General features: G+C 67.7%; 28 protein-coding genes and 2 pseudogenes. 14 read left to right on the top strand and 16 right to left on the bottom strand.

Annotated elements, in window-relative coordinates; genetic code table 11:
- Positions 1–91: 91 nt before the first annotated feature.
- Positions 92–592: pseudogene (locus FXN61_RS21550) on the top strand (SDR family NAD(P)-dependent oxidoreductase); the annotation flags it as partial.
- A gap of 10 nt (positions 593–602) precedes the next feature.
- Here the strand turns inward: FXN61_RS21550 and FXN61_RS21545 are convergent.
- Entirely contained in the window at positions 603–968 is a 366-nt protein-coding gene (locus tag FXN61_RS21545) for a DUF4345 family protein (protein WP_167975857.1), read from the bottom strand.
- Here FXN61_RS21545 and FXN61_RS21540 point away from each other — a divergent pair.
- The 3 genes from FXN61_RS21540 (at position 946) to FXN61_RS21530 (ending at position 3,179) form a co-directional block, all read left to right on the top strand.
- Complete coding sequence (locus FXN61_RS21540; protein WP_246291831.1) at positions 946–1,620, top strand: helix-turn-helix domain-containing protein; 675 nt, start codon at positions 946–948, stop codon at positions 1,618–1,620. The two genes, FXN61_RS21545 and FXN61_RS21540, sit on opposite strands and share 23 nt — an antisense overlap.
- Before the next feature lie 86 nt (positions 1,621–1,706).
- Positions 1,707–2,960 carry a lysine N(6)-hydroxylase/L-ornithine N(5)-oxygenase family protein gene (locus FXN61_RS21535; protein ID WP_167975855.1) on the top strand — a complete coding sequence of 418 codons (1,254 nt, stop codon included), beginning with the start codon at positions 1,707–1,709 and terminating at the stop codon, positions 2,958–2,960.
- A 21-nt stretch (positions 2,961–2,981) separates the two neighbouring features.
- Positions 2,982–3,179 carry an MbtH family protein gene (locus FXN61_RS21530; protein ID WP_167975854.1) on the top strand — a complete coding sequence of 66 codons (198 nt, stop codon included), beginning with the start codon at positions 2,982–2,984 and terminating at the stop codon, positions 3,177–3,179.
- Between the two features lie 131 nt (positions 3,180–3,310).
- Here the strand turns inward: FXN61_RS21530 and FXN61_RS21525 are convergent, their stop codons facing one another.
- Positions 3,311–3,991: an SDR family oxidoreductase gene (locus tag FXN61_RS21525; protein ID WP_167975853.1), complete on the bottom strand. Its 681-nt coding sequence runs from the start codon at positions 3,989–3,991 to the stop codon at positions 3,311–3,313.
- Complete coding sequence (locus tag FXN61_RS21520) at positions 3,988–4,806, bottom strand: DMT family protein (RefSeq protein ID WP_167975852.1); 819 nt, start codon at positions 4,804–4,806, stop codon at positions 3,988–3,990. Before FXN61_RS21520 ends, FXN61_RS21525 begins: the two co-directional genes overlap by 4 nt.
- Positions 4,807–4,870: 64 nt before the next feature.
- On the opposite strand from FXN61_RS21520, the gene FXN61_RS21515 reads away from it, so the two are divergent.
- The 3 genes from FXN61_RS21515 to FXN61_RS21505 are packed head-to-tail and all read left to right on the top strand — an operon-like array spanning position 4,871 to position 6,767.
- On the top strand, positions 4,871–5,236 hold the full coding sequence (locus FXN61_RS21515) for a GntR family transcriptional regulator (RefSeq protein WP_167975851.1): 366 nt from the start codon (positions 4,871–4,873) through the stop codon (positions 5,234–5,236).
- Positions 5,236–6,111 carry an ATP-binding cassette domain-containing protein gene (locus FXN61_RS21510; protein WP_167975850.1) on the top strand — a complete coding sequence of 292 codons (876 nt, stop codon included), beginning with the start codon at positions 5,236–5,238 and terminating at the stop codon, positions 6,109–6,111. The genes FXN61_RS21515 and FXN61_RS21510 overlap by 1 nt, the downstream gene beginning before the upstream one ends.
- Complete coding sequence (locus FXN61_RS21505; RefSeq protein ID WP_167975849.1) at positions 6,108–6,767, top strand: hypothetical protein; 660 nt, start codon at positions 6,108–6,110, stop codon at positions 6,765–6,767. The genes FXN61_RS21510 and FXN61_RS21505 overlap by 4 nt, the downstream gene beginning before the upstream one ends.
- A 21-nt stretch (positions 6,768–6,788) precedes the next feature.
- Here FXN61_RS21505 and FXN61_RS21500 read toward each other — a convergent pair whose 3' ends face one another.
- The 4 genes from FXN61_RS21500 to FXN61_RS21485 form a co-directional block, all read right to left on the bottom strand.
- A complete protein-coding gene (locus tag FXN61_RS21500; protein WP_167975848.1) occupies positions 6,789–7,229 on the bottom strand; it encodes a hypothetical protein in 441 nt (146 codons plus the stop codon).
- Positions 7,226–8,062, bottom strand: a complete 837-nt coding sequence (locus FXN61_RS21495; RefSeq protein ID WP_167975847.1) for a DUF1996 domain-containing protein — start codon at positions 8,060–8,062, stop codon at positions 7,226–7,228. The genes FXN61_RS21500 and FXN61_RS21495 overlap by 4 nt, the downstream gene beginning before the upstream one ends.
- Before the next feature lie 155 nt (positions 8,063–8,217).
- Positions 8,218–10,155 carry an endo-beta-N-acetylglucosaminidase gene (locus FXN61_RS21490; RefSeq protein ID WP_223165538.1) on the bottom strand — a complete coding sequence of 646 codons (1,938 nt, stop codon included), beginning with the start codon at positions 10,153–10,155 and terminating at the stop codon, positions 8,218–8,220.
- The gene (locus FXN61_RS21485) at positions 10,125–10,376 is read right to left on the bottom strand and encodes a hypothetical protein (RefSeq protein ID WP_167975823.1); all 252 of its coding nucleotides are present in this window, start codon (positions 10,374–10,376) and stop codon (positions 10,125–10,127) included. The genes FXN61_RS21490 and FXN61_RS21485 overlap by 31 nt, the downstream gene beginning before the upstream one ends.
- On the opposite strand from FXN61_RS21485, the pseudogene FXN61_RS21480 reads away from it, so the two are divergent.
- A pseudogene (locus FXN61_RS21480) lies at positions 10,267–11,360 on the top strand (dienelactone hydrolase family protein). The gene FXN61_RS21485 and the pseudogene FXN61_RS21480 sit on opposite strands and share 110 nt — an antisense overlap.
- On the opposite strand, the gene FXN61_RS21475 reads toward FXN61_RS21480, so the two are convergent.
- The gene (locus FXN61_RS21475) at positions 11,351–11,962 is read right to left on the bottom strand and encodes a hypothetical protein (protein ID WP_167975845.1); all 612 of its coding nucleotides are present in this window, start codon (positions 11,960–11,962) and stop codon (positions 11,351–11,353) included. The pseudogene FXN61_RS21480 and the gene FXN61_RS21475 sit on opposite strands and share 10 nt — an antisense overlap.
- On the bottom strand, positions 11,959–12,393 hold the full coding sequence (locus FXN61_RS21470; RefSeq protein WP_223165537.1) for a VOC family protein: 435 nt from the start codon (positions 12,391–12,393) through the stop codon (positions 11,959–11,961). Before FXN61_RS21470 ends, FXN61_RS21475 begins: the two co-directional genes overlap by 4 nt.
- Before the next feature lie 87 nt (positions 12,394–12,480).
- Here FXN61_RS21470 and FXN61_RS21465 point away from each other — a divergent pair, with 87 nt between their 5' ends.
- Positions 12,481–13,083 (top strand): TetR/AcrR family transcriptional regulator, encoded by a 603-nt coding sequence (locus FXN61_RS21465; RefSeq protein ID WP_167975844.1) that lies wholly within the window; start codon positions 12,481–12,483, stop codon positions 13,081–13,083.
- Here FXN61_RS21465 and FXN61_RS21460 read toward each other — a convergent pair.
- The 4 genes from FXN61_RS21460 to FXN61_RS21445 all read right to left on the bottom strand — a co-directional run bounded on the left by FXN61_RS21460 (position 13,074) and on the right by FXN61_RS21445 (position 18,080).
- Complete coding sequence (locus tag FXN61_RS21460; protein WP_167975843.1) at positions 13,074–15,593, bottom strand: ABC transporter permease; 2,520 nt, start codon at positions 15,591–15,593, stop codon at positions 13,074–13,076. The two genes, FXN61_RS21465 and FXN61_RS21460, sit on opposite strands and share 10 nt — an antisense overlap.
- Positions 15,586–16,380 (bottom strand): ABC transporter ATP-binding protein, encoded by a 795-nt coding sequence (locus FXN61_RS21455; RefSeq protein ID WP_188135323.1) that lies wholly within the window; start codon positions 16,378–16,380, stop codon positions 15,586–15,588. Before FXN61_RS21455 ends, FXN61_RS21460 begins: the two co-directional genes overlap by 8 nt.
- 239 nt (positions 16,381–16,619) lie before the next feature.
- Positions 16,620–17,048, bottom strand: coding sequence for a hypothetical protein (locus tag FXN61_RS21450; RefSeq protein WP_167975841.1), 429 nt, complete (start codon positions 17,046–17,048; stop codon positions 16,620–16,622).
- Positions 17,049–17,093: 45 nt separating this feature from the next.
- On the bottom strand, positions 17,094–18,080 hold the full coding sequence (locus FXN61_RS21445; protein ID WP_167975840.1) for an LLM class flavin-dependent oxidoreductase: 987 nt from the start codon (positions 18,078–18,080) through the stop codon (positions 17,094–17,096).
- A gap of 9 nt (positions 18,081–18,089) precedes the next feature.
- Between FXN61_RS21445 and FXN61_RS21440 the strand changes: the two genes are divergently transcribed.
- From FXN61_RS21440 to FXN61_RS21425, 5 genes are read left to right on the top strand one after another with little or no spacing between them, the layout of a single operon-like run.
- On the top strand, positions 18,090–18,380 hold the full coding sequence (locus FXN61_RS21440) for a GNAT family N-acetyltransferase (RefSeq protein WP_312877896.1): 291 nt from the start codon (positions 18,090–18,092) through the stop codon (positions 18,378–18,380).
- A 59-nt stretch (positions 18,381–18,439) separates the two neighbouring features.
- Positions 18,440–19,429, top strand: coding sequence for an MBL fold metallo-hydrolase (locus tag FXN61_RS21435; protein WP_167975839.1), 990 nt, complete (start codon positions 18,440–18,442; stop codon positions 19,427–19,429).
- Positions 19,426–20,151: a lysophospholipid acyltransferase family protein gene (locus FXN61_RS21430; protein WP_312877895.1), complete on the top strand. Its 726-nt coding sequence runs from the start codon at positions 19,426–19,428 to the stop codon at positions 20,149–20,151. The genes FXN61_RS21435 and FXN61_RS21430 overlap by 4 nt, the downstream gene beginning before the upstream one ends.
- Positions 20,148–20,282, top strand: coding sequence for a hypothetical protein (locus FXN61_RS54445; protein ID WP_281360572.1), 135 nt, complete (start codon positions 20,148–20,150; stop codon positions 20,280–20,282). Before FXN61_RS21430 ends, FXN61_RS54445 begins: the two co-directional genes overlap by 4 nt.
- Before the next feature lie 41 nt (positions 20,283–20,323).
- Entirely contained in the window at positions 20,324–20,764 is a 441-nt protein-coding gene (locus FXN61_RS21425) for a MarR family transcriptional regulator (RefSeq protein WP_167975838.1), read from the top strand.
- On the opposite strand, the gene FXN61_RS21420 is transcribed toward FXN61_RS21425, so the two are convergent.
- From FXN61_RS21420 to FXN61_RS21410, 3 genes are read right to left on the bottom strand one after another with little or no spacing between them, the layout of a single operon-like run.
- Complete coding sequence (locus FXN61_RS21420; RefSeq protein ID WP_167975837.1) at positions 20,739–21,179, bottom strand: response regulator; 441 nt, start codon at positions 21,177–21,179, stop codon at positions 20,739–20,741. The genes FXN61_RS21425 and FXN61_RS21420 overlap by 26 nt on opposite strands.
- Positions 21,172–22,686, bottom strand: coding sequence for a sensor histidine kinase (locus FXN61_RS21415; RefSeq protein ID WP_312877894.1), 1,515 nt, complete (start codon positions 22,684–22,686; stop codon positions 21,172–21,174). Before FXN61_RS21415 ends, FXN61_RS21420 begins: the two co-directional genes overlap by 8 nt.
- Positions 22,683–23,828 (bottom strand): PP2C family protein-serine/threonine phosphatase, encoded by a 1,146-nt coding sequence (locus FXN61_RS21410; RefSeq protein WP_167975836.1) that lies wholly within the window; start codon positions 23,826–23,828, stop codon positions 22,683–22,685. Before FXN61_RS21410 ends, FXN61_RS21415 begins: the two co-directional genes overlap by 4 nt.
- Positions 23,829–23,884 lie beyond the last annotated feature (56 nt).

Raw genomic sequence — 23,884 nt, 5'->3', positions numbered from 1 at the left:
CAGCTCGCACTCGAAACCGAGTTCGACGACCAGGGCCGTCAGCTCGCCTGAGTCGCAACGACCCAACTGATGGAACGTCAACAGGAACCGCGGCGCCTCCAACAACGGCGCGACGATCCAGCAGCCCGGCCCGCTCGACACCACGGGCGACGAGGACATCGACGAGCAGTTCACCGTGAACTTCCGCTCGCACTGGACCGCCATGACCGCCGAGGCCGCACTCATGCGACGCAACGGTGGCGGGGCGATCGTCAACACCTCGAGCATCGGCAGCCGCCGCGCGAACCCCGCCCTCCCCGCATACGGCGCCATGAAGCGCGCGCTCAACAGCATCACCGAGACCGCGGCCGTGACCTGGGGCCCGCAGGGCATCCGGGTGAACGGCATCACACCCGGCGGCACCGCCACCGAGATGATCGACGCGTGGGAGGCGGTGTCCCCCGGCATCATCGAGCGCATCAACGCGGCGAGCCCGCTCGGCCGCATGGCCGAGCCCCGCGAGGTGGCAGAGGCGGCCGCGTGGCTGCTCAGCGACCGTGCCTCGATGGTGACCGGCGCGATCGTGCCGGTCGACGGCGGCGCCGGCGCCTGAAAGCGCGATGTCAGGACGAGACGAACAGCAGTGCGGCGGTGATCGCCTCGACCCAGAAGTAGAACCAGATCGGGTAGAACGCGGTGGCCTTGTCGGCGAGCCGGGAGAGCAGGCGGCCCAGCGCCATCCCGGCCAAAGCCGCCGCGACGGTGATGACCGCGCCTGTGCGGATGCCGCCGGCGTCGATCGCCGCCGCGGCCAGCACGGCGGCGATCGCGAGGCCGAAGCCGCCGTAGACCGCGCGGACCTCCGACCGGCTTTCCGGTGCGTCGACGACGATGCGGAACGGCTTGGCGAGTGCCGCGGGCGCGATGAGGGCGTAGACGCCCATGCCGAGGAAGAACACCGCGGCGATGACGATGATCGTGGTCTGCACCCGTGGAATCATCGGCGGCGTGGACCACGCCGCGCTTCCGGAAACGTGCTGCCCGTCCGAGCGGGCGACGATCTGGATCTGGCCGGGCCAAGCCGCCTACCTGGGTCCATCGCTCACACTCGACCCGCACTCCGGTTCGGTGCACTGCGTCGCGCTGGGCCTCGACGCGCCGTTCACGCTCTCGGACAGCCAAGGAGAACGGACGGTCCGCAGCGCCCTCATACCGGCGCGAACCCGGCATCAGGTCGTCTCGGACGGGGGCCGGATGCTGTTCCTCTACCTGGAACCCGGCCTGACGGACGACCGGATCCGCACCGCGCTGGACACCCTGCTGGCCGACCCGCTCCTGAGCGCGCCGCAGGTCGCCGCCGAGATCAACCTGTCGACGTCCCGCTTCCTGCACCTCTTCTCAGACGCCGCCGGCACCAGCTTCCGCCGGTACCGGCTGTGGGCGCGGATGCTGCGCGTCGCCGCCGCGGTGAGCAAAGGCGCGGACCTGACCAGTGCGTCCGCCGAGGCGGGATTCGCCTCGCCGAGCCACTTCAGCGACACCTTCCGCGACATGTTCGGGCTGACCGCGAGCGCGTTGCTCGCGCAGCGCACCCGGATCGTCGTGCTTGATCCGGGCTCGAACGGTGCTCCAGCGGCGTAGATCACGCCCGAACGCACTAGCTAAGGTATGCCTTAGTTAAGTTAGGGTTACTTTACGCTGCCCGGGAGTGCCAGGAGAGGATCGCGATGGAACCGGTGTTAGACCTGGCCGGAATCGGCTTCGGGCCGTCCAACCTCGCTCTCGCGATCGCCGTGGAGGAACACGCGCTGCCTGTGCGGGCACGCTTCTTCGAGAGGCAGCCGCGCTTCGGCTGGCACCGGGGGATGCTCCTCGAAGACGCCACCATGCAGGTGTCGTTCCTCAAGGATCTTGTCACCCTGCGCAACCCCACGAGCACGTTCAGCTTCCTGTGCTACCTGCGCGACCGGGGGCGGCTGGTCGACTTCGTAAACCACAAGAACCTCTTTCCGCTGCGCAAGGAGTTCCACGACTACTTCGAGTGGGCGGCGGAGCGGGTCGCGCATCACGTGTCGTACGGCGCGGAGGTTTCCCGGGTTCGCGCTGATGAGGACGGGTTCGAGTTCACCACCGGCGGGGCCGGGGTCAGGGCCCGCAACCTGGTGCTGGCCACCGGGCTGGAGGCCTGCCTGCCGGACGGCATCGAGGCGGGCGAGCGGATCTGGCACAACAAGGACCTGCTGCACCGCGTGGAGAGCCTTCGGGATCCGCGGCACGTCGTCGTGGTCGGTGCCGGGCAGAGTGCGGCGGAGGCGGTTGCCTTCTTCCACGACCGGTTCCCCGAGAGTGAAGTGCACGGGGTCTTTGCGCGGTACGGGTACAGCCCTGCCGATGACAGTCCGTTCGCGAACCGGATCTTCGACCCTGGCGCGGTGGACGACTTCTACTCCGCACCGGAAGAGGTCAAGCGCAAGCTGATGGGCTACCACGCCAACACCAACTACGGCGTGGTCGACCAGGACCTGATCGAGGAGCTGTACCGGCGGGTGTATCGGGAGAAGGTCGTCGGCAGGCAGAGGTTGTTGCTGCACAACACTTCCCGGCTCATCGACGTGAATCCGGACGGCAAGTGCGTGATCGAGTCGCTCGCGGACGGCGGGCGGCTGCCTGTCGACGCCGACGTGATCGTGTACGCGACCGGCTACCGGCCTGCGGATCCGGTCAGGGTGCTCGGGGAGCTCGCTGACCACTGCGAGCGCGACGAGTACGGGCGGCTGAAGGTGACCCGTGACTATCGGGTGGTCACGAGCGAGGAGATTCGCGGCGGGATCTACCTCCAGGGCGGCACCGAACACACGCACGGCATCACGTCTTCGCTGCTCTCGAACACGGCCGTGCGTGTCGGCGAGATTCTCGACTCGATTCTGCGGCGACCGGCGGCCTTGGCCGGGCCGGTGCCGAGGCTCGAAGCAATCAAGTAGTTCCATGAGGAAGGACCTGTCATGACCAACCCGTTCGAGGACCCGCAGGGCCGTTTCTTCGTGCTGGTCAACGAAGAGCAGCAGCACTCGCTGTGGCCGACGTTCGCGGAGGTGCCCGCCGGGTGGACCAAGGTCTTCGGCGAGGAGAGCCGCGACGCGTGCCTGGCCTACGTCGAGGAGAACTGGACGGATCTGCGCCCAGCCTCTATCCGTGTTTGATGGCCGCTGCTCCGCAGACGGCGGCGAGTTCGCCATGAAGTCGGTCGTCCGGCCGACTCGCTCGCACCGAAATGGGCTCCGCCGATTTCGGCACGAGCGGGTGACCGGACGACCGACGCGAACTCGCGGCCTTACTTGCCCAGGTATTGGCTGAAGGTCCGCTCGCCCACCGCGCGGCCGGGAGTCAGGTTCCCGCCGGCGCGGTAGGCGCGGTACGTCGCTCCGGGCACCTTCAACGGCACCAGCCTGCGCTTCTTTCCCGTTGCGGCCAGGTACATCCGCGCGAAGTCGGTCGCCTCGCGGACCTCGGGCCCGCCCATCTCGGGTGCTATGCCTGCCGGTGCGGCTTGCGCCAGCGCGGCGAGTTCCAGGCCCACCTCGGCTTCGTCGATCGGCTGGAACCGGAATCCCGGCACCGGCATCAGCGGAAGCTTCGACAGGCGGTCGAACATGGTGTGCAGCAACGAGTGGAACTGGGTGGCTCGCAGGATCGTGTACGGCACGCCGGAGTTGATGATCAACCGCTCGGCGGCGAGCTTCTGCTTGTAGTAGGGGAGCGGGACCTCGTTGCAGCCGACGATCGAGATGTAGAGCAGGTGCGCGGGCTTGGCTGCGAGCACCGCCCGTGTCATGTCGACCTCACGCCGGAACGACGTTGCGCAGTGCACCACCACGTCTGCCCGCAGTGCGCCCAAACCGGTGCCGCGCAACAGGTCCGTTCCGGTGGACCGGGACACGGCCTTGGCTCCCGGTAGTGCGGCGACGACGTGCTTGCCGAGCGATCCGTTGCCACCCGTGACGACGAAGGTCATGCCCCCACCCTGACACGGTGGTAGTGCGCCAGCACGACGGTTCCGGTGACCGCGGCGATGGCGCTGATCACGAGACCGGCCTGGGTCAGGCCGCTCATGCCCGTGCCCTCGCCGAGCAGCTTGATGCCGATCCACGCCGCGACGATCGGGTTGACGACGGTCTGCCCGGCCACGACGAGATCGGGCGGGCCGGCGGCGTACCCGAGCTGGATGAACCACGCCCCCACGAGGAAGGACACGGCCAGCGCCAGCAACGAGATCCACTCGATCTGCGGCAGCGCGGTCGTGACGGCCCTGACGAGCACCGCGACCAGCCCGTACGCGACCCCGGCTCCCACGGCGAGTGCCAGTGCCCGTACCGCGCCGGTGCTGAAGGTCGCCGCGACGGTGCACACCAGCACACCCGCGACGACGAGTTGGCCTGCCTGCAGTGCCACCTTCGGCGACACGTCGGTCGGCACCGCCGCGCCCGCTGTGATGGTCACGAACACCACGATCCCGGCCGTCGCCACCAGCACCGACACCGCGAGCAGCCCGGTCAGCCGTCGCGTCCGTGCCACCGCGATGATCGGGATGGCCAGCGCGTTCAACGGCGCGACCACCGACACCGGGGCCAGTGCCAGCGCGACGATCTGCAGGATCGCGCACGCGAACAGCACCAGGAACCCGTAGACCCACCGGCGTGACGTCACCAGCCGGTGCGCCGAGGTCAGTTTCAGGTCGGTCATTTCCCGCACACCGGCGTGCTGCCACATCGCGCCGAGTGCGCTGCACCCGGCCGCGAGCACCGCGCAGAGGATCGCGATCCCGACCACGTGCAGATCGTACGCCGACACTGCTATGGTTCATTACATGAGTAACGAACCCAGGAAGTGAGCCATGTTCGACGACCGGAGCCCGATCTACCGGCAGATCGCCGACCGGATCAAGGCGGACGTGCTCAACGGGGCGTTGAAGGCGGACGAGCAGGTCATGTCGACCAACCAGTACGCCGCCTACTACCGGATCAACCCGGCGACCGCGGCGAAGGCGTTCCAGCAGCTGGTGGACGAGCGGGTGCTCTACAAGAAGAGGGGGATCGGGATGTTCGTGAGCACGCAGGCTCGCGACATGCTGCGGGCACAGGGACGGGAGACCTTCTTCGGTGAGGTCGTGGACCCGATGGTCGCGGAGGCGCGTGCCATCGGCATTCCGCTCGCCGACGTCATCCGCCGCATCGAGCAGCACGAGAACGGGGACGTGTGATGCGGGTTGACGTGAGTGGCCTGACCGTGCGCTACGGCGACGTCACAGCTGTGGACGACATGAGCTTTTCGTTGTCCGGCAACAAGATCTACGGGCTTCTCGGCCGCAACGGCTCCGGCAAGACCAGCCTGATGTCGACGCTGGCCGGCTACCGCAGGCCGATCGGCTCGGTGCAGCTCGACGGCGAACCGGTCTTCGAGAACGCGGGCGCGATGCGGAACGTCTGCCTCGTCCGGCACACGCCCGACGCCGCCGACAAGGGGGACAAGGTCGCCGAGGCGCTCAACTTCGGCAAGGCGTGGAGGGACACGTGGGACGACACGTACGCGCATGAGCTGGTCGAGCTGTTCAAGATCCCGCTGAGGACGAAGGTCGGCGAGCTGTCGCTGGGCCAGCGGTCCGCGCTCGGCGTCGTGATCGGGCTCGCCAGCCGCTCACCGCTGACGATGCTCGACGAGTCACACCTCGGCATGGACACACCGACCCGGTACGCGTTCTACGACACGCTGCTCAACGACTTCATGGCGCACCCGCGCACCATCATCATCTCCACGCACCTGATCGAGGAACTGGCCTCGCTGCTGGAAGAGGTTGTGATCATCGACAGCGGCCGGTTGGTGTTGCAGGAGGAGGCCGACGTGCTGCGGTCGCGCGGCACCGAGGTCACCGGAAGTGCTTCGGACGTCGACGAGTTCACCGCGGGGCTGACCGTGCTCGGCAGCAAGTCGTTGGGGCGCACCAAAGCTGCAATGGTCTACGGCACGCTCGACGACTCGCAGCTCATCCGGGCCCGTCAGCTCGGACTGGAGCTCGGCCCGATCGCGTTGCAGGACCTGTTCGTCCATCTCACCGAACCGGTCGGAGGAAAGCGGTGAAGATCTTCCGTCAGGTGACCGCGTCACTCGTCGCGTTCAGCACGATCGTCGCGGCCTGCGTCTTCGCGTTCGTCGTCGTGGTCACGTTCGTCGTCTCGGCGTTCCGCGGCGTCGAGATCAGCGCGTGGAACATCGTCACGTCCCAGATCGCGCGCTGGTACCTGCTCTGGGCCGGTGTCTACGTGATCCACAACCTGCTGCCGATCGCCGTCGCGCACGGTCGTACGCGCCGCGAGTTCCTCGTTGCCACGTCCGGGTTCTCCGTGGTGCTGGCACTCGCGATGACCTTGGTCGCGTGGCTCGGCTTCCTCGCAGAGGGTGGGATCTACACGCTGATGGACTGGCGTGCGGACGAGCACGGCACTCCGCTTGCGTACTTCCTGATGTTCCTGGTGTGGTGCACGGTCGGCATGTTCTGCGCGGCGGCGTTCGACAGGTTCGGCGCGGGCGGGATCTTCTCCGTGCCGCTCGGCCTGGCGTTGGTGATCGTCACGACGGTGCGGATTCCGGGTTCGGGGAACCTGCCGTTCATCCGCAACATCCCGTCCCTGCTCGGCTCCGGCTGGCACGTGATGTCGGTGGCGGCGTTCTTGATCGCGCTCGCGGGCACGTGGGCGATCGCACGCGACATGCCGATTCGCCTGCGGACGAGCTGACGTCAGCCGCTGTCACGCGCTTCACCCGGCCGCCAGTTCCGCCGTGCGGTGGCGTTCCATCAGCTCGACCACCTCGGCGGTGGGCGGGTGGGTGATCGCCGTCCGAGCCGAGCGGACGACCTCGAGCGATTCGGTGAGATGCGCGTGCACGAACTGCTTCAGCGCGTCCGGGCTGGTCGACGCGAGCTGGATCTCCGCATCCGTTGGCATGCCCGGCATGTCGTGCCCGGCGTGGTTGTTCACGTACGGCGCGTCGAGCAGCTTCTTCAGTTCCGCGAGCTCGGTGTGCCGGTTCTCCTTCAGCTCGGCCTCGCCGGTGAGCTCGAGCAGCTTGAGCGCCTGCTCGTCGGTGGCGATGGCCAGCTCCACGAACGCTCGTTCCGTTGCGCCGTAACCGTTCTGTGGTGGTTGAGGTTCCTGCTGGCAGGCCACGAGAAGGCCTGCCAGCAGGAGCACGATCATCCGTGGTTGCCGGCGTGATCGCACTTCATCACCACGTTGATGCAGTTGCGGACGCGGCGTTCCATCTCGGCGCGCGGCCACACGTTGAAGAAGTCGCCGTGCATCGTTTGCCCTGTGCCCGACGACAACCTGAGACCGGACGGGTTGCCGCTGACCGGATACCGCAGCACCATCCGCAGCTTCGGCACCGAGACCGGGTGACTGGACGGGCAGCCACCGGCGACGGGATAGGACATGTGCGACTTGTGGTCGGCGGAGTCGAGGTTGCGGCCGTCCCAGCACTGCGGGAAGTCCAGGTACGTCTCGAGCATCGTGCCTGCCGGGCACTCCACGAAGTTCTTCGACGGGTTGACGTGCCCGGCGTGCAGGCACGACCAGCGCGCGATGCTGTCGTTGTCACCGGTGGCCTTGGCGTTGCCCGCCACGATCTTCAACCCGTACGGCGTCGGCTGGATCGCCGCCGGGTTGTTCACGCCCTCACCGAGGTAGTAGAAGGTGATCCCGGTCGGGGCGATCGCGGTGTCGTTCCGGTACATCGTCGGCACCCAGTACGACGAGATGTCGGCCACAGGGTCGCAGTTCCCGGTCGCGCCCTCCAGCGACTGCTGGGTCGAGCGGGCGTTCGTCGAGTGGTTGCCGAAGAAGTCGTGGGAGTGGGAGGCACCGGGCAGGTTCGGCAGGACGATCGGGTCGTCCGGCAGGCGGTGACTGAGCTGGCAGTCCGCGACGAACTCGGCGACGCGGACGGGTTCTCCTTGTGCCGCAACGGGAACGCTGAGTGCGGCTGCTGTCAGTGCGAGAACTGTGGCCAGGTGGAACAGAGGCTTCCTCATTGAAGCTTTCCTCTCCGCAGCAGGATTGGGAGAGCGCTCTCAAGCAAATCGAGCATGGCGCAGGTCACAGTGAGCGTCAATCCGCAAGAAATGTTCAGAAGTCCCGGTTTTCTTGACACCGCCTGCCTCTCGGCACCCGCTGGTGCTCGACCACGTCAGGGTGTTCCGCTGACCTGGGAGAGTGACACCGTTGCCGGCGGCGAGACGTCGAACGCCTCCGTGACCGCTTCGATCTCGATCTGCGCGGTCTCGCCGGTGGCCAACGGGATCGCAGGCACGAAGTACGCGTCGTTCGTCGTGCCGCCGAGGAAGATCCGCTCGGATCCGGTCCACTTGTGGACCCGGTACTGCCGGATCGCGCCGGGCGAACGGGTCCAGGTGAGCCGTGCCGACACCGTCGTGGTGCTGGTGCGGCTCACCTGCTCGACCCGGACGTTCGACGGAGCCGCCGGTGGCGTCATGACCGGGTTCGTTACGCCGATCCTGCCGATCAACGCGGTCACCGGACCGCCGGGCAGCACCCGCAGCGTGATCTCGGTCAGCGTCGTGCCCGAGTGCTCGCCGAGCGGGAAGACGCTGCGCCGCCACGCCCCGGACACCCCTCCGAGGTCCAGGACCTTCTCCGCGGTCCCGAACCGGAGCACCGCCTGCAACCTCGACGGACCGGCGCCGGTGCGGTGCACGATCTCGAACTGGCTGTTCCCCGTCAGCTTCAGCGACGTCGCGAACAGGCGGACGTCGTTGGCCGACAGGGGAGTGCCGGTGATCTTCAGCGCCGTGCCGCCGTCGTACGGGTCGTCCCAGTCGAGCGACGGCGTGACCTTCGTGCCGGTGCCGGTGACGCTCCACCGCCAGGTCGGCAGCACGTCCTGCAGCGACAGGTTGTTCCAGGCCTGGCCGGATCGCACGATGCCGTTGACGGCGAACTTCTTGCCGTGCCCGGTGTTGAAGTTCGTCACGAACGGCAACGAGGTGATCGGCGTCAGCTCGGTGATGTGGTGCGCGACTCCCTTCCACGAAGCCGTCGTCGTGGTGTTCGACGGGTCACCGTTCGGGCCGACCCAGAACCTGTTGTCGCGCACGTAGAAGTCAGCAGGCCCGGTCGAGGACTTGAACGTCCACTCCGGACGGTAGAAGCCGAGTGAGGTGGTGTGCGGCTTGCCTTCGGGGAAGACCGAGGCCCAGCCGACGCTCGTGTTGTAGCCGTTGGCCTCGACGTCCACACCGGACGCCAGGTCGTACGGGCTGCGACCCATCTGCCCCGCCAGTGCGGCCGAGTTCGCCAGACCCTGCGTGCTCCACCAGAAGTTCAGGAACATCTCGTCGGACTGCTCGAAGAACATCCGGTTCCGCGCGGTCAAGGCGTTCTGCCACGAGACGCTGCCGGAGTCGGTCATCGCGTCGTACCAGATGACCCGCAGCCCGCTCTTCTTCATGTACACGATGAAGTCGCGCATGTCCTGCGCCAGCTGGGCGTTGCCGCCGGCCGTCTCCTGGTTGAGGAACCAGCCGTCGAACCCGTGGTGACGCGCGACCTGGATCATCTTGTCAGCCACCGGGAACCTGTCGCCCTCGCGCTTCACGAAGTCGCGGACCCACTGGATCTGGCCGCCGTACGCGGTGGGCGGGAGGAACACGTTGCCGATCACCCGCACTCCGTTGCGGTGCGCGGCGTCGGTCACGGTCGGGTTCGGCGCGAGGATCAGGCCCTCGGACGCGGAACCGCCCCAGAACACCAGCTCGTCGATGTACTGCCAGTAGTTCGTGGCGTAGTAGTTCATGTCGAGCGAGCCCTGCGCCGGGTTGTTGCTCGTCGGCGCGTACGCCACCAGCGCCTGCACCCGTGCCTCGCCGGCGTGGGCGTGCGCGTTGGCCGGTCTGGCCGGGACGACACGCTTCGCCAGCGGCACCGTGCTGCGGTTGTACTTCGCGTCCCTGTCCGTCGACGGATCCCAGTCGAGGATCGTCGCGGGGTGCCAGTACGACGCGTACGGCTGGGCGATGGCGTCGGCAGCGGACGCGGGAGTCTCGGACAGCAGACTGGTGAGAGCTGCTGTGGAGCTCAGAACGAGGAACTGTCTCCGAGTGGGCACGCGATCACCCTTGTGCGCCAGTCGATTCGACGTATACCGCCGCTGCGGTGACTCCATCGGACGACAATCGAGCGATCTGCTGCTCTGCGTAACCGAGTTCCGCCGGGCGTCATGCCCGCCGTGGCGACGAGCTCGCGGAAGATCTTCTTCCCGCGTTCACCCTTCGGATCCACCGCGATGGCGCGCTCGTTGCGGTCGAGCGCCAGGGTCAGGTTGCTCATGCGGCGAGCGACCCCATCACCACCGACGGGAAATCAACAACCCGGATTCCGTCGAAAGCACCATCCATGTGGCCGAACCCCAGCGAGGCTACTGGGCGGTAGCGTGGGGTCGCCGTCGCTTTTGGTTCCCCTGCAACCAATCGAGGTGTACATCGTCGTGCGCATCAAAGCTGTGCTTGCGGCGCTCATCCTGGCGCTGATCCCGGCCACCGCCTCCGCGGCGGCCAACCCCTACGAACGCGGCCCTGCACCCACGGCCGCATCTGTCGAGGCCTCCCGGGGCACGTTCGCCGTGACCCAGGCCGCCGTCGCCCGTCAGTCGAACTTCGGCGGCGGCACGGTCTACACCCCGACCAGTGATCTCACGTTCGGCGCGGTCGCCATCTCACCCGGCTTCACCGCGACCCAGTCGTCCGTCGCGCACTTCGGACCGCGGCTGGCGTCCTACGGGTTCGTGGTGATCACCATCAACACCCTGTCAGGCTGGGACGACCCCGACAGCCGTGGCCGCCAGCTGCTCGCCGCCCTCGACTACGTGGTCCGCACCAACCCTCGCGTCGACGCCTCGCGGCTCGCCGTGATGGGCCACTCGATGGCGGCGGGGGAGCGTTGCGCGCCGCCGCGACGCGTCCCGCCCTGCAGGCCTCGATTCCGTTGGCCGGCTGGCACAGCACCAAGAGCTGGCCGACGGTCCAGGTGCCGACCATGGTGCTCGGAGGCCAGAACGATCCCACCGCCCCCAACTCCCAGCACTCGACGCCGTTCTACAACTCGATGACGGCCGCGCCCGACAAGGCGTTCCTGGAACTGCGCGGCGGCGACCACTCGGCTCCCCGCAGTGACAACGTGACGGTGCGGAAGTACACGTTGTCGTGGCTCAAGCGGTTCGTGGACGACGACGTCCGCTACGACCAGTTCCTGTGTCCGGCCCCGGCGCCGAACACGCTCATCTCGGTGTACCGGGACACCTGTCCTCACGCCTGATCACTGGAGGTGCTGTGCCAGAGCGCGACGGCCTGGCACAGCGCCCACAGCAGCACCGCGGGAATCGCGTAGGCGCCGATCTGCAACCCCACTGCGGCCAGGACGACGATCGCGCAGACCAAGCCGACGTAACCGAGCCAGGGTGTGGCGCGCAGGTTCGTGACGGAGATCGCCCCGATGGTCAGCGCGAGCGCTGCCATCACAGGAACGTTGAGCAGCATGTGGTTCAACGCCGTCGAGTAGTTCAGCACGTCCGCTGACGGCAGCGGCAGTTGCTCGTGATCGGTCAGATGCGCGATGACCCCGCGCAGGGCCGCCGACACGAGCAGGCCCGCCACGACCGCGATGCCGAGCGTGCGTGCGGTGGCCAGCCAGGCCGACGTCGTGCCGTAGGTGAGATGGGTGAGCAGGATTCCGAACAGGACCGCGGCCCCGACGGCGAAGAACGCGGAAATCGTTCCCGAGGAACGGTTTGCGGCCTCCTGCCACCAGGCCAGGTCGTTGCTGACGTTCACGCTCGCGACCGTCCCGAAGAGACTGAGCGCGAACAGTCCGGCGGAGATGGACGCCGTGCGGCCGTCGGTGTGAGCGGTGATGGTCATGACTCTCTCACCAGGAGCCCGCCGCCCTCCGGGATCTCCAGCGGCACGGTGTAGAAGCGGATGTCGTAGCCGTCCGGGTCGGTGATGCCCGACAGCAGCCAGCCGACCGGGGTGCGCATCACGCCGTTGTGCGCGACGCCCTGCGCGGCGAGGTGGGCCGCGAGCGCGTTGATGGCGGCCTCGCCAGGCACCCCGATGGCGAAGAAGTCGAACCCGCGCGCACCGGCGGCGACCTCCGGGTTGAGGCGGATGGCGAAGCCCGGTCCGCCGTTGGGATGTGCCAGGGCGATGCCCATCAGCACTCCCTCCTCGACGAAGTGCATGACCTCCTGGTAGCCGAGGTGGTCGCGGTACCAGGCCAGCGACTTCTCCAGGTCGGACACCGGCAGCTTGACGTGGTGGATGCCTTCCAGCAGCGGCGCGTTGCTCATTTGTGACTCCCCAAATTGCAGTGGCACTGCACTTATGCAGTTAGACTGCAACATGTGCCAGGAGACGTCAACAGGGATTTACGAGCGGTGCGCCGAGCGGACACCGAGGTCCGGATCATCGAGGCCGCCACCGAGCTGTTCACCGAACGCGGTTACGTCGCCACGACGCTCGCCGACGTGGCCAAACACGCCGGCGTGGGTGCTCGCACGGTCTACGTGCGGTTCGCGACGAAGGCAGTGCTGCTGCAGCGCTGCCTGGACGTGGCGATCGCGGGGGACTACCACCGTGTGGCGGTGCCCGACCGGGACTGGTTCCACCGGGCGATGAACGCGCCGACCGCTGACGAGCGGATCGCGCGGATGGCCGAAATCAGCGCACAACTGATGGACCGCACGGGGTCGCTGCTGCAGGTCGCGCAGCAGGCCGAGGCGATCGAACCCGAGATCGCCGAACGCGCGCAGGCGGCCCGCGCGCAGACACATCAGGCCATCGGCGGCTTCTTCCAGAAGCTGGCCGCCGATGGCCTGATCTCAGTGGACGACGTGGACTGGGTCGCGGAGACGGGTGCGGTGCTCGGCCAGGCCGAGACCTACCTGCTGCTCACCAAGACCACGGGGTGGAGCATCGAGGCCTACGAGTCGTGGCTGGTCAAGACCTGGACACGACTCGTAGGAGGCGCTCACTCGTAGGCGATCGCGTCCAGCACGTTGAGGCGCGCGGCCCTGATCGCGGGCAGGATCGCCGCGATCACACCGACGACCGCGGCCACCACCAGGTACTGGACCATGGTCATCCAGGGGAACCCGATCTCCGAGATGCCCTGGTCCTTCAGCGCCTGCACGGTCGCGACGCCCAGCGCGAGACCGACCGCGAGGCCGAGCACCGCGCCGAACACCGAGATCACCACCGACTCGACGGTGATCATCCGCATCACCTGCGCCCGCCGCATGCCGATGGCCCGCAGCAGACCCAGCTCGCGGGTCCGTTCGATCACCGACAGCGCCAGGGTGTTGATGACGCCGAGCACCGCGATCAGGATCGCCAGCGCCAGCAGGATCTGGATCATCAGCAGGACCGTGTCGAACTGCGAGGTCGTCTGCTTCACGAACCCGCTGCGGTCCTGCACGGTGATCTCCGGGTTGTCCGCGAACAGCGGTTCGACGCGCTTCTGCACGTCCGCCACCGACGTTCCCGGCTTCACCTGGGCGAACGCCTGGCCGATCTGGTTGGAACGGAAGTCCTGGCCTGCGGACTCCGGCAGCACCAGGGCACCCTGCAGCACCTGCGTCTTGGCCCAGATGAACCCGACGGTGAACGTGCGAGGCTCACCCTTGGCCAGCTGCAGGGTCAGCGTGCTGCCGACCGACAGCTTCTTCTCGGTTGCGAGGTCCTCCGGCAGTGCGACCTGGTTGTCCTTCAGCGGCGCGATGTCGCCGGACTTCGGCTTGAGGCCGAACATCTGCTTCATCGCGGGCACGTCGGTGACGGCGATCGCGAACAGCTGGTCCTCGCCCTGCAGCACGCCGTCGGAGGACCAGCCGAACGCCGAGCTGACGCCGTCGGTCTTCGCGACCTTCGTCAGCAGGTCCCGCTGGAACGTGGCCGGCTGGCCCTCCGCCTGGCCCTCGCCGGAGATGATCAGGTCGGTCTGGAGCTGCCCGGCGGCGAGCTTCTCGATCGACTTGGTCGCCGACGTCAGCACCACGCTCACGCCGGTGATCAGCGAGATGCCGACCATCAGCGCGGCCGCGGTGATCGCGGTCCTGCGCGGGTTGCGTGCGGAGTTCCTGCGCCCCAGCAGGCCTGGCATCGACCACGACAGCAGGCGGCCGATCAGCGACACCATCGGCTTGGACAGCAACGGGGTCAGCAGCGCGACACCGACGAACGCCACGAGGATGCCGCCGAAGATCAACGGCAGCGACGCCTGGTCGAAGCCGAAACCCAGAGCCGTGCCGCCGGCGGCCACCACGAGAGCGCCGATGATCGTGATCTTGGTCAGCGGCCGGTCCGGCGTCGCCGCCTCCCGCATCGCCGCGACCGGCGCGATCCGCGACGCCCGCAGCGCCGGCATGACCGCCGCGATCATCGTGACGACGATGCCGACCGTGAACGACGAGATCACCGCCGACATCGGCACGCCGATGCCTGCGAGGTGCAGGTTGCCGCCGCCGACCGTGCTGAAGATGTTGGCCAGCAACGCTCCGATGCCCACCCCTGCCCCGAGGCCGACGATCGACGCGATCAGTCCGATCACGAACGCCTCCAGCACCACGGACCGGATGACCTGGCCGCGCGAGGCACCCATCGACCGCAGCAGAGCGAGCTCACGCGTGCGCTGGGCGACGATGATGGAGAACGTGTTGAGGATGATGAAGATGCCGACGAACAACGCGATGCCGGCGAACCCGAGCAGCACGTAGTTGAAGAACTTCAGGCCCTCGTTGATCTGGTCGGACTGCTCCTTGGCCAGCGCCGCACCGGTCTTCACGTCGTAGCCGGCGCCCATCTTCGCCGCGACGGCGTCGCGCAGGGCGTCGTCCGTCGTGCCGCCGGCCGCCGTCACCGTGATCGACGAGTACACGTCCTTCTTGCCCAGCAACAACTGCTGCGCGACCGGCTCGGTGAACGCCACCGACAGCTCTCCGCCCAGCGAGTCACGGCCACCCGCGTACTCGTAGATGCCGGTGATCTTGAAGGTCTTCTTGGGCTCCAGCGTGAGCAGCGAGATGTCGTCGCCCACCTTGAAGTCACCGGTCGTGGCCAGGTACGCGCCGACGACGACCTCGTTGTCCGCCTGCGGGCCCTTGCCCTCCCGGAGCTTCTCCAGGCCGTTGCCCGTCCAGTTGGCGCCGAACCGCGGCGCTCCGGACGTGGTCATCACCTTGCCGTTCTTACCGATCGGGCGTGCGGAACCCTGCACGTCGCCCACGGCCTTGGCCACACCCGGCACCGACTTGACGTCGGTGATCGCCTGGGGCGTCAGCGGTACGGGCTCCTTGCCCTTCTCCTGCTTCGGGTTCACCGAAACGTCCACATTGGCGAAAGCCGACGAGAACAGGTCGGTGAACGACCGCTGCAGCGTGTCGGTCAGCACGAACGATCCGGACACGAACATCACGCCCAGCACCACCGCGAGCGCGGACAGCACCAGCCGGAGCTTGCGCGAGAGCAAGCTCTTGATAGTGGCCTTAAGCATGCGGCACCACGCTGTGCTCAACTTGTGGCTCATCAAGGTGCTTCATCGTGTCGAGAACCTCTTCGGCCGACGGCGACAGCAGCTCGCGGACGATGTGGCCGTCCTTGAGGAAGATGACGCGGTCGGCGTACGAAGCGGCGTTCGGGTCGTGCGTGACCATCACGATCGTCTGCCCGAACTCACGCGCGGACCGCTGCAGGAACCCCAGAACCTCAGCGCCGGACTGCGAGTCCAGGTTGCCGGTCGGCTCGTCCGCGAACACGACGTCGGGCCGCGACACCAGCGCACGCGCACACGCCACACGCTGCTGCTGACCACCCGACAGCTGCGTCGGCCGGTGGGTCAGCCTGTCCCTCAGACCCACCGTGTCGACGACAACGTCGAACCACGCCCTGTCGACCTTCTTGCCGCCGATCGCGAGCGGCAGCGTGATGTTCTCCTCCGCTGTCAGCGTCGGCAGCAGGTTGAACTGCTGGAAGATGAAGCCGACCTTGTCCCGCCGCAGTTCGGTGAGACCGCGGTCCCTCAACCCGGTGACCTTCGTGTCACCGATCCACACCTCGCCCCGCGTGACGTCGTCGAGACCCGCGAGGCAGTGCATCAGCGTCGACTTGCCCGACCCCGACGGCCCCATGATCGCCGTGAACCTGGACCTCTCCAGGTCGACGCTCACCCCCGCGAGCGCGGTCACGGCGGCATCGCCGGACCCGTAAGACTTCCAAACGTCGACGGCTTTCGCCGCGACACCAACGGACGCGCTCACTGTCAGTCCCCTCCTGTGGGTCATCGTGCGCACCATCGTGGGCCACACGACCGCACCGAAGGCTCAGGTTCTCCCCTGAGATCAACCCTGAACCGGTGTGCACTCACCCCCGAGTGAACACGCTGAGAAACCGCTCAGCTCCGGTGCGTGCGCATCATCGCGACGACGCGCGGGGGAAACGGTATTTCACTGCTGCCGCAGTGTCTTCCGTCTTAGGAAAACGATCGCGCCAACTTCCGTCGCGATCGGAAGAAGATCAGTCCTCAATGGATTCCAAGGCGCATGGGCTGCACCACGCGAAGTCCTGCCCTGGCGGCGTTTTCGGTGAGCCACGTGACCAAGCCGTCACCGTACGCGCTGGCCGGCCGGACCCAGTCGTTCATGCGCTCGGCGAACGGCGCGTTGAACGCGATGACGTCGTCGAGCACGAGTGTCGGGTCCTCCTCGGTGGCGACGTCCCGGAAGCCACCGAAGAGAACCCGATTCGCACCCAACTCACGGGCTTTGTCCGCCACCCCGAAGAAAGCCGACCCGCGCCCGTGTGCGCGCACCACCAGCTGGTGCGCACGGAAGTCGGTGTCGAGGAACTCGTCGGCGTACGTGCCGTCGTCGGCCAGCACCAGCACGTTCGTGCCGCCGGGGAGCGCCCCGACCTGCCCAGGATGCGTGATGCCGATGACGGTGATGCCCACACCGCGATCCTGGCGGACGAGTGTTAACCCTCGGCAGCGACGGCGTTAAACAAGTTTCGGAAGCACCTCGGCACCGAACAGGCGGATCGTCTCGATGACCGATTCGTGCGGCATTCCGCCGATGTCCACCATCACGAGGTGCGTGTCGATGGACAGGTGCTCCGCCAACGCGTTCAGCCGTTGCGCCACCTCGTCCGGCGTCCCGCACACCGCAGCGCCGTCCATGATCGCGTCCACGTCGATGCCGCCGTCCCCGCGCCACGGATCCGCGAACCGCGCGTACTCGGCGAGGTGCGGCCGCCACCGTTCGCGAGCGTTGTCCTGTGCCACGAACACATGGCTCGGCACGCCGACCCGCCCGCCGGGGAAGCGTTCCCGGTACCGCCGCACGACGTCCGAGTAGATCGAGGGATCCCGCAGCGTCGAGGGCAGCATCAGCGGCATCTCCAGCTCGGCGCCGAGATCCGCCGACACCGCCGACCCCGAGCCGATCCACACCGTCGGCCGCGGCGTCTGCACCGGGCGCGGCGTCGTGGTCACCTCGCTCAGCTGGCCGCGGAACCGCCCGTCCCAGCTCACCGACGGCTCCTCCAGCAGCTTGAGCAGCAGCCGCAGATGCTCCTCGAACCGCGCCCGCAGCTCACCGGGCTGCACGCCGAACGCCGCGTCGGTCTGCTGGTCGACCCCGCGCGCCACGATCAGCTCGGCCCGTCCGTCGGACAGCACGTCCAGCGTCGCCAGTGCTTCGGCCACCAGGACCGGGTCGCGGTGGGCGAGCAGCGTCACGCCGGTGGAGAGCCGCAACGTGGACGTGCGTGCCGCCACGGCCGCCAGCAGCAGTTCGGGCGCGGACACGATGTAGCGGGTGAAGTGGTGCTCGCCGATCGCGACGCCGGCGAACCCCGCCTCCTCCGCCACCACGGCCTGCTCGACCATCGCCCGCAGCCGGTCGGCCTGGGACACCTCCTCGCCCGTGCACGGGTTGGGCAGGTGGTCACCCAGGATCAGCAGGTAGACGTCCATACGCGTCATGTTTCCAGTGTGCAGGGCAAGATGGGCGGCATGGTCATCAACAACGAGACGGACAGCCGCTACGAGGTCCACGTCGACGGCCAGCTCGCGGGTCAGCTCGACTACCAGTTGATCGGCGACGTCATCGCGCTCACCCACACCGAGGTCGACGACGCCTACGCCGGCCAGGGCCTCGGTGGTCAGCTCGCGAAGTTCGCCCTCGACGACGCGCAGGCCCGCGGTCTCAAGGTCTCGCCGATCTGCCCGTTCGTGGCGAAGTACATCGACAAGCATCCCGAATACCGTGTTACCGTCCGGTAGATAGTTGCAGGCGCTAACAACATGCTGACAACAACATGCTGACAACGAGGTGAGCGGGCGTGTGGAGTGAGCCGGGCGCGTTCGAGGTGGCACCAGGTGTGCACCGCATTCCGCTGCCGCTGCCGAACGACGGGCTGCGCGCGGTCAACGTCTACGCGATCGAGGACGGCGACGGCCTCGTCATGGTCGACTCCGGGTGGGCGTTGGACGAGGCGCGCGACCAGCTCGAAGCCGCGCTGGGAACCCTGAACAAGGGCTTCGAGGACATCCGCCGCTTCCTCGTCACGCACGTCCACCGCGACCACTTCACGATGGCGGTGTCGTTGCGGCGCCTGTTCGGCGCCAAGATCGGACTCGGCCTCGGCGAGCAGCCCTCACTGCGGCACATCCTGCACGGGCAGGACGACCAGCACGTCGACGACCTGCGCAAATGGGGTGCGAGCGAGCTGGCCGACACGTGGGTGAAGATCATGCACCACGTCGACCGCGACGAGGCCCTGCGCGACTACGAGGAACCGGACGAGTGGCTGACGGCGTCCACCGTCGACCTCGAGCACCGCAAGCTGGAGGTCGTTCCGACGCCCGGCCACACCCGCGGCCACGTCGTGTTCGTCGACCACACCGCGAAGGTCCTGTTCTCCGGCGACCACGTGCTCCCGCACATCACCCCGTCGATCGGCTTCGAGCCGTTGCGCCCGGAGCTGCCGTTGAGCGACTACATGACGTCGCTCAGGCTCACGCGTGAGCTGCCGGACCTCAAGCTGCTGCCCGCGCACGGCCCGGTCACCGACAGCGTGCACACCCGCGTCGACGAGCTGCTGCACCACCACGAACAGCGCCTGGAAGAGATCCTCAAGGCCGTGTCGGGCTCGGCGTTCGAGACCGCCCGCAAGATCGGCTGGACCCGGCGCCAGCGCCGGTTCGACGATCTCGACATGTTCAACCAGGTGCTCGCGATCGGTGAGACGGCCGCGCATCTCGATGTTCTCGTCGAACGTGGCGAATTGACCAGGTCGGTGAACGCCGGCGTGCTCGAATACCAGGTGTGACACCGCTTGAGCTGGTCGCCTGGACCTGGAAGATGCCCCGCAGAGGCAGGGGATTCTGGTTCTCGCTGGCGATCGACGTGCTGTGGCCGGTCGTCGTCCTGTTCGTCAGGCTGAAGGTGCGGGGAAAGCACCACGTGCCGGGCAACGGCGGCGTGATCCTCGCCTTCAACCACCTGTCGAACGCCGACACGGTCGCGGCCGTGGTGTTCGCGCTGATGTCCCACCGGGTGCCGCGCGTGCTCGCGAAGGCGTCCCTGTGGCGCATACCCGTCTTCGGGCGGGTCATGCGCTCCGGTGGCCACATCCCGGTGGAACGCGGCACCGTGAAAGCCTCGGAGGCCCTCAGGCCCGCCGTGGAAGCGCTCCGCGAGGGGAAGTGCGTGATGGTGTTCCCCGAGGGCACCTTCACCAACGACCCCGAGAACTGGCCGATGAAGGGCAAGTCCGGCGTCGCGCGGATGGCCCTGGAAAGCCGCGTTCCTGTCATCCCGGTCGCCGCGTGGGGCACCCAGGACCTGTTGCCCAGGGGCACGATCCTGCCGAGGTTGTTGCCGCGCAAGAAGGTCGAGGTGGTCGCGGGCGCGCCGGTCGACCTGTCCGACCTGTACGACCTGGAGCTGACGGCCGAGGTGCTCGGCGAGGCCACCGCGCGGGTCATGGACGCCATCACGACCATGTTGTCGGGCATACGTTCCGCTCAAGCGGGTAGCCAGAAAACATGACTGCCCCGATTGAAGTTGAGAGGCCAGGAGGGGACGGGCTCTGGGCGCCCGTGACCCCCGAAACGCGTGAAACCCAGGAGTGGGTCGTGCAGGCGGACGACGACCCGTTGATCGTGCGAGGCCTGGACTGAGTGTCTAGACGGACTAGACGCGTCTAGCTACCCTAGACGCCATGACGCTGGACGAGGAACTGCTGGCAGCGGCACGCAAGGCCGGTACCGCCGCTGCCGCTGCTCAGGACCAGGCTGACATCGCCAAGGCCGTCTACCACCACAGCGTGCTCCGGCTGCACCGCGCGGGCGGGTCGATGCGCGAGATCGCGGAGGCGCTGAAGATCAGCCACCAGCGCGTGCACCAGATCGTCGAGCACTCGAAACGGACCGAGCTGTGCTCGTTCTGCGGGCGCAGCGGCGGCGACGTCGGCAAGATGATGGCCGGACCGAGCACGATGATCTGCGACATCTGCGTCGCGGAGGCTCAGGTGGCCGAGGCCGGCGAGTGCTCGTTCTGCGGCGAGACCAAGCCGGTGCGCGAGCGGGAGAACGCGCGGATCTGCCGGTCCTGCCTGGACTTCAGTGCCGCAGTCATCAGCGCGGCAACTTCACCACGGTGACGAAGAAGTCGTCGATCTGCCGGACCACCTCGATGAACGTCTCGAAGTCGACCGGCTTGGTGACGTAAGCGTTGGCGTACAGGTTGTAGCTGCGCACGATGTCCTCCTCCGCCTCCGAGGTGGTCAGCACCACGACGGGAATCGACCGCAGCTCGGCGTCCGCCTTCACCTCGGCCAGGACCTCGTGCCCGTCCTTGCGGGGAAGGTTGAGGTCGAGCAGGATCAGCCCCGGCCGTGGCATGTTCTCGTACTCGCCCTCACGCCGCAGGAACGCCAAAGCTTCCACGCCGTCCTTCACCACGTGCAGGGTGTTGCGGACCTTGTGGTGCTTGAACGCCTCCCGGGTGATCAGGACGTCGCCGGGGTCGTCCTCGACGAGCAGGACGTCGATCACGTTCAGCGGTGACTCAGTCATGTACTTCCTCAACCTGGGCGGCGAGTTCGGGTTCGACGGGCAGGGTGAACTCGAAGGTGGTGCCGGAGTCCACATCGGTCCTGAGCCGGATCGTGCCGCCGTGGTACTCGACGATCTTCCGGCACATCGCCAGTCCGATGCCCGTGCCCGGATAGGCGTCCTTCGGGTGCAGGCGCTGGAAGATGACGAAGATCCGGTCGGCGTACTCCGGCTCGATCCCGATGCCGTTGTCGCGCACGGAGAACTTCCACAGCTCGCCGTCGCGTTCGACGTCGATGGTGATCACCGGCGCTTCGGCGCCCTTGAACTTCAACGCATTGCCTATCAGGTTCTGGAACACAGCGCTGAGCAGAGACGCCTCACCTCGCACGGAAGGAAGATCCGCGACCTCCACGCGGGCGCCGGTCTCCTCGACGCGTTCGGAGTAGCTGTCCACGACCTGGCGCACGATCTCGTTGAGGTCGACCATCGTCTGCTCGCGGGTGATGCGGCCGACGCGGGAGAACGCCAGCAGATCGTTGATCAGCACCTGCATGCGTTTCGCGCCGTCGACGGCGAAGCCGATGTACTGGTCGGCGCGTTCGTCGAGCTTTCCGCCGTAACGTCGTTGCAGCAGCTGGCAGAACGACGCCACCTTGCGCAGCGGCTCCTGAAGGTCGTGCGAGGCGACGTAGGCGAACTGCTCCAGCTCGGAGTTGGACCGCTGCAGCTCGGTCTTCGCCTCGTCGAGCGTCGCGAGCTCCTGCACGATCCGGCGGCGCATCGCGTTCACGTCCTCGCCGAGCATCACCGTCTCGCGAGGGCCGTGCACGTCGATCTCGTGCTGGAAGTCTCCGGACGCGACCTGCCGGACCTGCTCGGCGAGGTCCGCCAGCGGTGCGATCAGCAAGCGGTGCAACAACAACGACAGCCCGCAGATCACGGTGACCAGCAACACGCCCATGCCGATGACGAGCCACAGCACCACTTTCGCCGCGTGGTGCAGGTCGTCGCGCGCATCGCGGCCGAGGCCGTCGATGTCGGTCTGCAACGCGGCCAGCTCGGCGCGGATCTGGTCGAACAGCGTCTTGCCGCGTTCGATGTCGCTCGTGGTACCGGGTCCGGACAGCTGGACCGCGGTGATCGTGAGCTCGGAGTACTCGTCGTGCCACTGCCCGGCCAGCTCGTCGATGCGGTTCAGCCGGCCGTTCACGTCGCCGACGAGGCCGCGCACCTCCTTCACGGACTCCCGCTCGGCGGTCTTGCCGTCCGCGTAGGGCCGCAGGAAGTCCTCCTGGCCGGTGAGCACGAAGCCGCGCAGACCCGTTTCCTGGTCCAGGAACGCCCGGTTGAGGTCCATCGCGCGCCGCGCGGCCGGTTCGACCTGATCGATCACCCGCGCGCGCGCATCGCCGAGCGAGTCGAGCGCGACCACCGTCGACGAGATCGCGACGGCCGTCATCACCAGCAGTACCGCGACGATGCCGATCAACAGCCGACTGGCCGGCAACCTGTCCCGCAGTGTCACCTGGGGTCCTTCAACAGCAGCACGGCCATGTCGTCGTCGAGGTCCCCGCCGTTGAGCTCCGTCACCTCCGCGATCACGGGGTCCATCCAGTCCTGGCCCTGCTGCAGGTGCCTGCGCAGGATCTCGCACAGCCGCTCGACGCCGAGCCGATCGGTGTCGTCGGGTACCCGGCCCTCGATCAGCCCGTCCGTGTAGCAGACCAGCGACCAGCCGGGCGGCAGCGGCACGTCCACGCCGGTCCACGCGTAGTCCGGCAGCACACCGAGCGGTACACCCACTTTGGACTGCGGCAGATCGACGATCTTCTGGCCCACCACCAGCAACGGCTCGGGGTGCCCTGCCAGGAAGTACCGTGCCGACCGCCGGTCCGGTGCCACGGCGACCACACAGGCCGTGGTGAAGATGCCCTCGCCGTGCCGTTCCGCGACGAGCACCTGGTCCAGCGTCCGCAGCGCCTTCTCCGGTGGTTCGCCCGCGAGCACCAGCGCCCGCCACGCGATCCGCAGGCAGACACCGAGCGCGGCCTCGTCGGGGCCGTGGCCGCAGACGTCGCCGATGATCACGTGCACCGAGCCGTCCGGCAGGCCCACCGCGTCGTAGAAGTCGCCGCCCAGCAGCATTCGCTGGCCGCCGGGCTGGTAGCGGACCTCCAGCTCCAGGTCGGAGCCCTCCAGCAGCGGGGGAGGGAGCAGGCCGCGTTCGAGGCGCGACCGTTCCGCGGCGAGGAGCTTCGCCTCGCGCAGCTGGAACTGGGCGTCGTCGGCCCGCCGCCGTTCGACCGCGTACCGGACACCGCGCAGCAGGAGCTCGCCGTCGACCTGGCCCTTGATCAGGTAGTCCTCCGCGCCGGAGGACACCGCGTCGATGCCTTCCCGCTCGTCGTCGAGACCGGTCAGGACGAGGATCGCCGGAGCGTCCGGTTTGCGGAGGAGCTGGTGGAGGCTGTCCAGGCCCTGCGCGTCGGGCAGGCCGAGGTCGAGCAGCACGCATTCGGCGTCGGAGAGCAGCTGCTCCGCCTCCGCGAGCGTGCGGGCGCGCGACAGGATGAACGGCGCCCTCGCCTCTTCGAGCAGCGCTTCGACGAGGAGGGCGTCGCCATCGTCGTCCTCGACCAGGAGGACGCGCACGGTCTTGGTTCGCATCAGCTCGGACTTTAACGTTATTGGGCTGCGGGGTCCGCGTCCGACCTACCAGGATG

The organism is Lentzea indica (genome assembly GCF_012184385.1).
Taxonomy (GTDB): Bacteria; Actinomycetota; Actinomycetes; order Mycobacteriales; family Pseudonocardiaceae; genus Lentzea; species Lentzea indica.
The sequence above is the reverse complement of the archived record's forward strand: the minus strand, read 5'-3'. Positions and strand labels throughout refer to the sequence as shown.

Coding starts and splice junctions, on each gene's coding strand:
- FXN61_RS21445 (WP_167975840.1), bottom strand. CDS start 18,080: ATGACGCGTATGGACGTCTACCTGCTGATCCTGGGTGACCACCTGCCC.
- FXN61_RS54445 (WP_281360572.1), top strand. CDS start 20,148: ATGACTGCCCCGATTGAAGTTGAGAGGCCAGGAGGGGACGGGCTCTGG.
- FXN61_RS21470 (WP_223165537.1), bottom strand. CDS start 12,393: ATGAGCAACGCGCCGCTGCTGGAAGGCATCCACCACGTCAAGCTGCCG.
- FXN61_RS21460 (WP_167975843.1), bottom strand. CDS start 15,593: ATGCTTAAGGCCACTATCAAGAGCTTGCTCTCGCGCAAGCTCCGGCTG.
- FXN61_RS21485 (WP_167975823.1), bottom strand. CDS start 10,376: ATGAGCAACCTGACCCTGGCGCTCGACCGCAACGAGCGCGCCATCGCG.
- FXN61_RS21425 (WP_167975838.1), top strand. CDS start 20,324: ATGACGCTGGACGAGGAACTGCTGGCAGCGGCACGCAAGGCCGGTACC.
- FXN61_RS21420 (WP_167975837.1), bottom strand. CDS start 21,179: ATGACTGAGTCACCGCTGAACGTGATCGACGTCCTGCTCGTCGAGGAC.
- FXN61_RS21535 (WP_167975855.1), top strand. CDS start 1,707: ATGGAACCGGTGTTAGACCTGGCCGGAATCGGCTTCGGGCCGTCCAAC.
- FXN61_RS21515 (WP_167975851.1), top strand. CDS start 4,871: ATGTTCGACGACCGGAGCCCGATCTACCGGCAGATCGCCGACCGGATC.
- FXN61_RS21495 (WP_167975847.1), bottom strand. CDS start 8,062: ATGAGGAAGCCTCTGTTCCACCTGGCCACAGTTCTCGCACTGACAGCA.
- FXN61_RS21510 (WP_167975850.1), top strand. CDS start 5,236: ATGCGGGTTGACGTGAGTGGCCTGACCGTGCGCTACGGCGACGTCACA.
- FXN61_RS21530 (WP_167975854.1), top strand. CDS start 2,982: ATGACCAACCCGTTCGAGGACCCGCAGGGCCGTTTCTTCGTGCTGGTC.
- FXN61_RS21500 (WP_167975848.1), bottom strand. CDS start 7,229: ATGATCGTGCTCCTGCTGGCAGGCCTTCTCGTGGCCTGCCAGCAGGAA.
- FXN61_RS21410 (WP_167975836.1), bottom strand. CDS start 23,828: ATGCGAACCAAGACCGTGCGCGTCCTCCTGGTCGAGGACGACGATGGC.
- FXN61_RS21540 (WP_246291831.1), top strand. CDS start 946: ATGACGATGATCGTGGTCTGCACCCGTGGAATCATCGGCGGCGTGGAC.
- FXN61_RS21455 (WP_188135323.1), bottom strand. CDS start 16,380: ATGACCCACAGGAGGGGACTGACAGTGAGCGCGTCCGTTGGTGTCGCG.
- FXN61_RS21525 (WP_167975853.1), bottom strand. CDS start 3,991: ATGACCTTCGTCGTCACGGGTGGCAACGGATCGCTCGGCAAGCACGTC.
- FXN61_RS21475 (WP_167975845.1), bottom strand. CDS start 11,962: ATGACCATCACCGCTCACACCGACGGCCGCACGGCGTCCATCTCCGCC.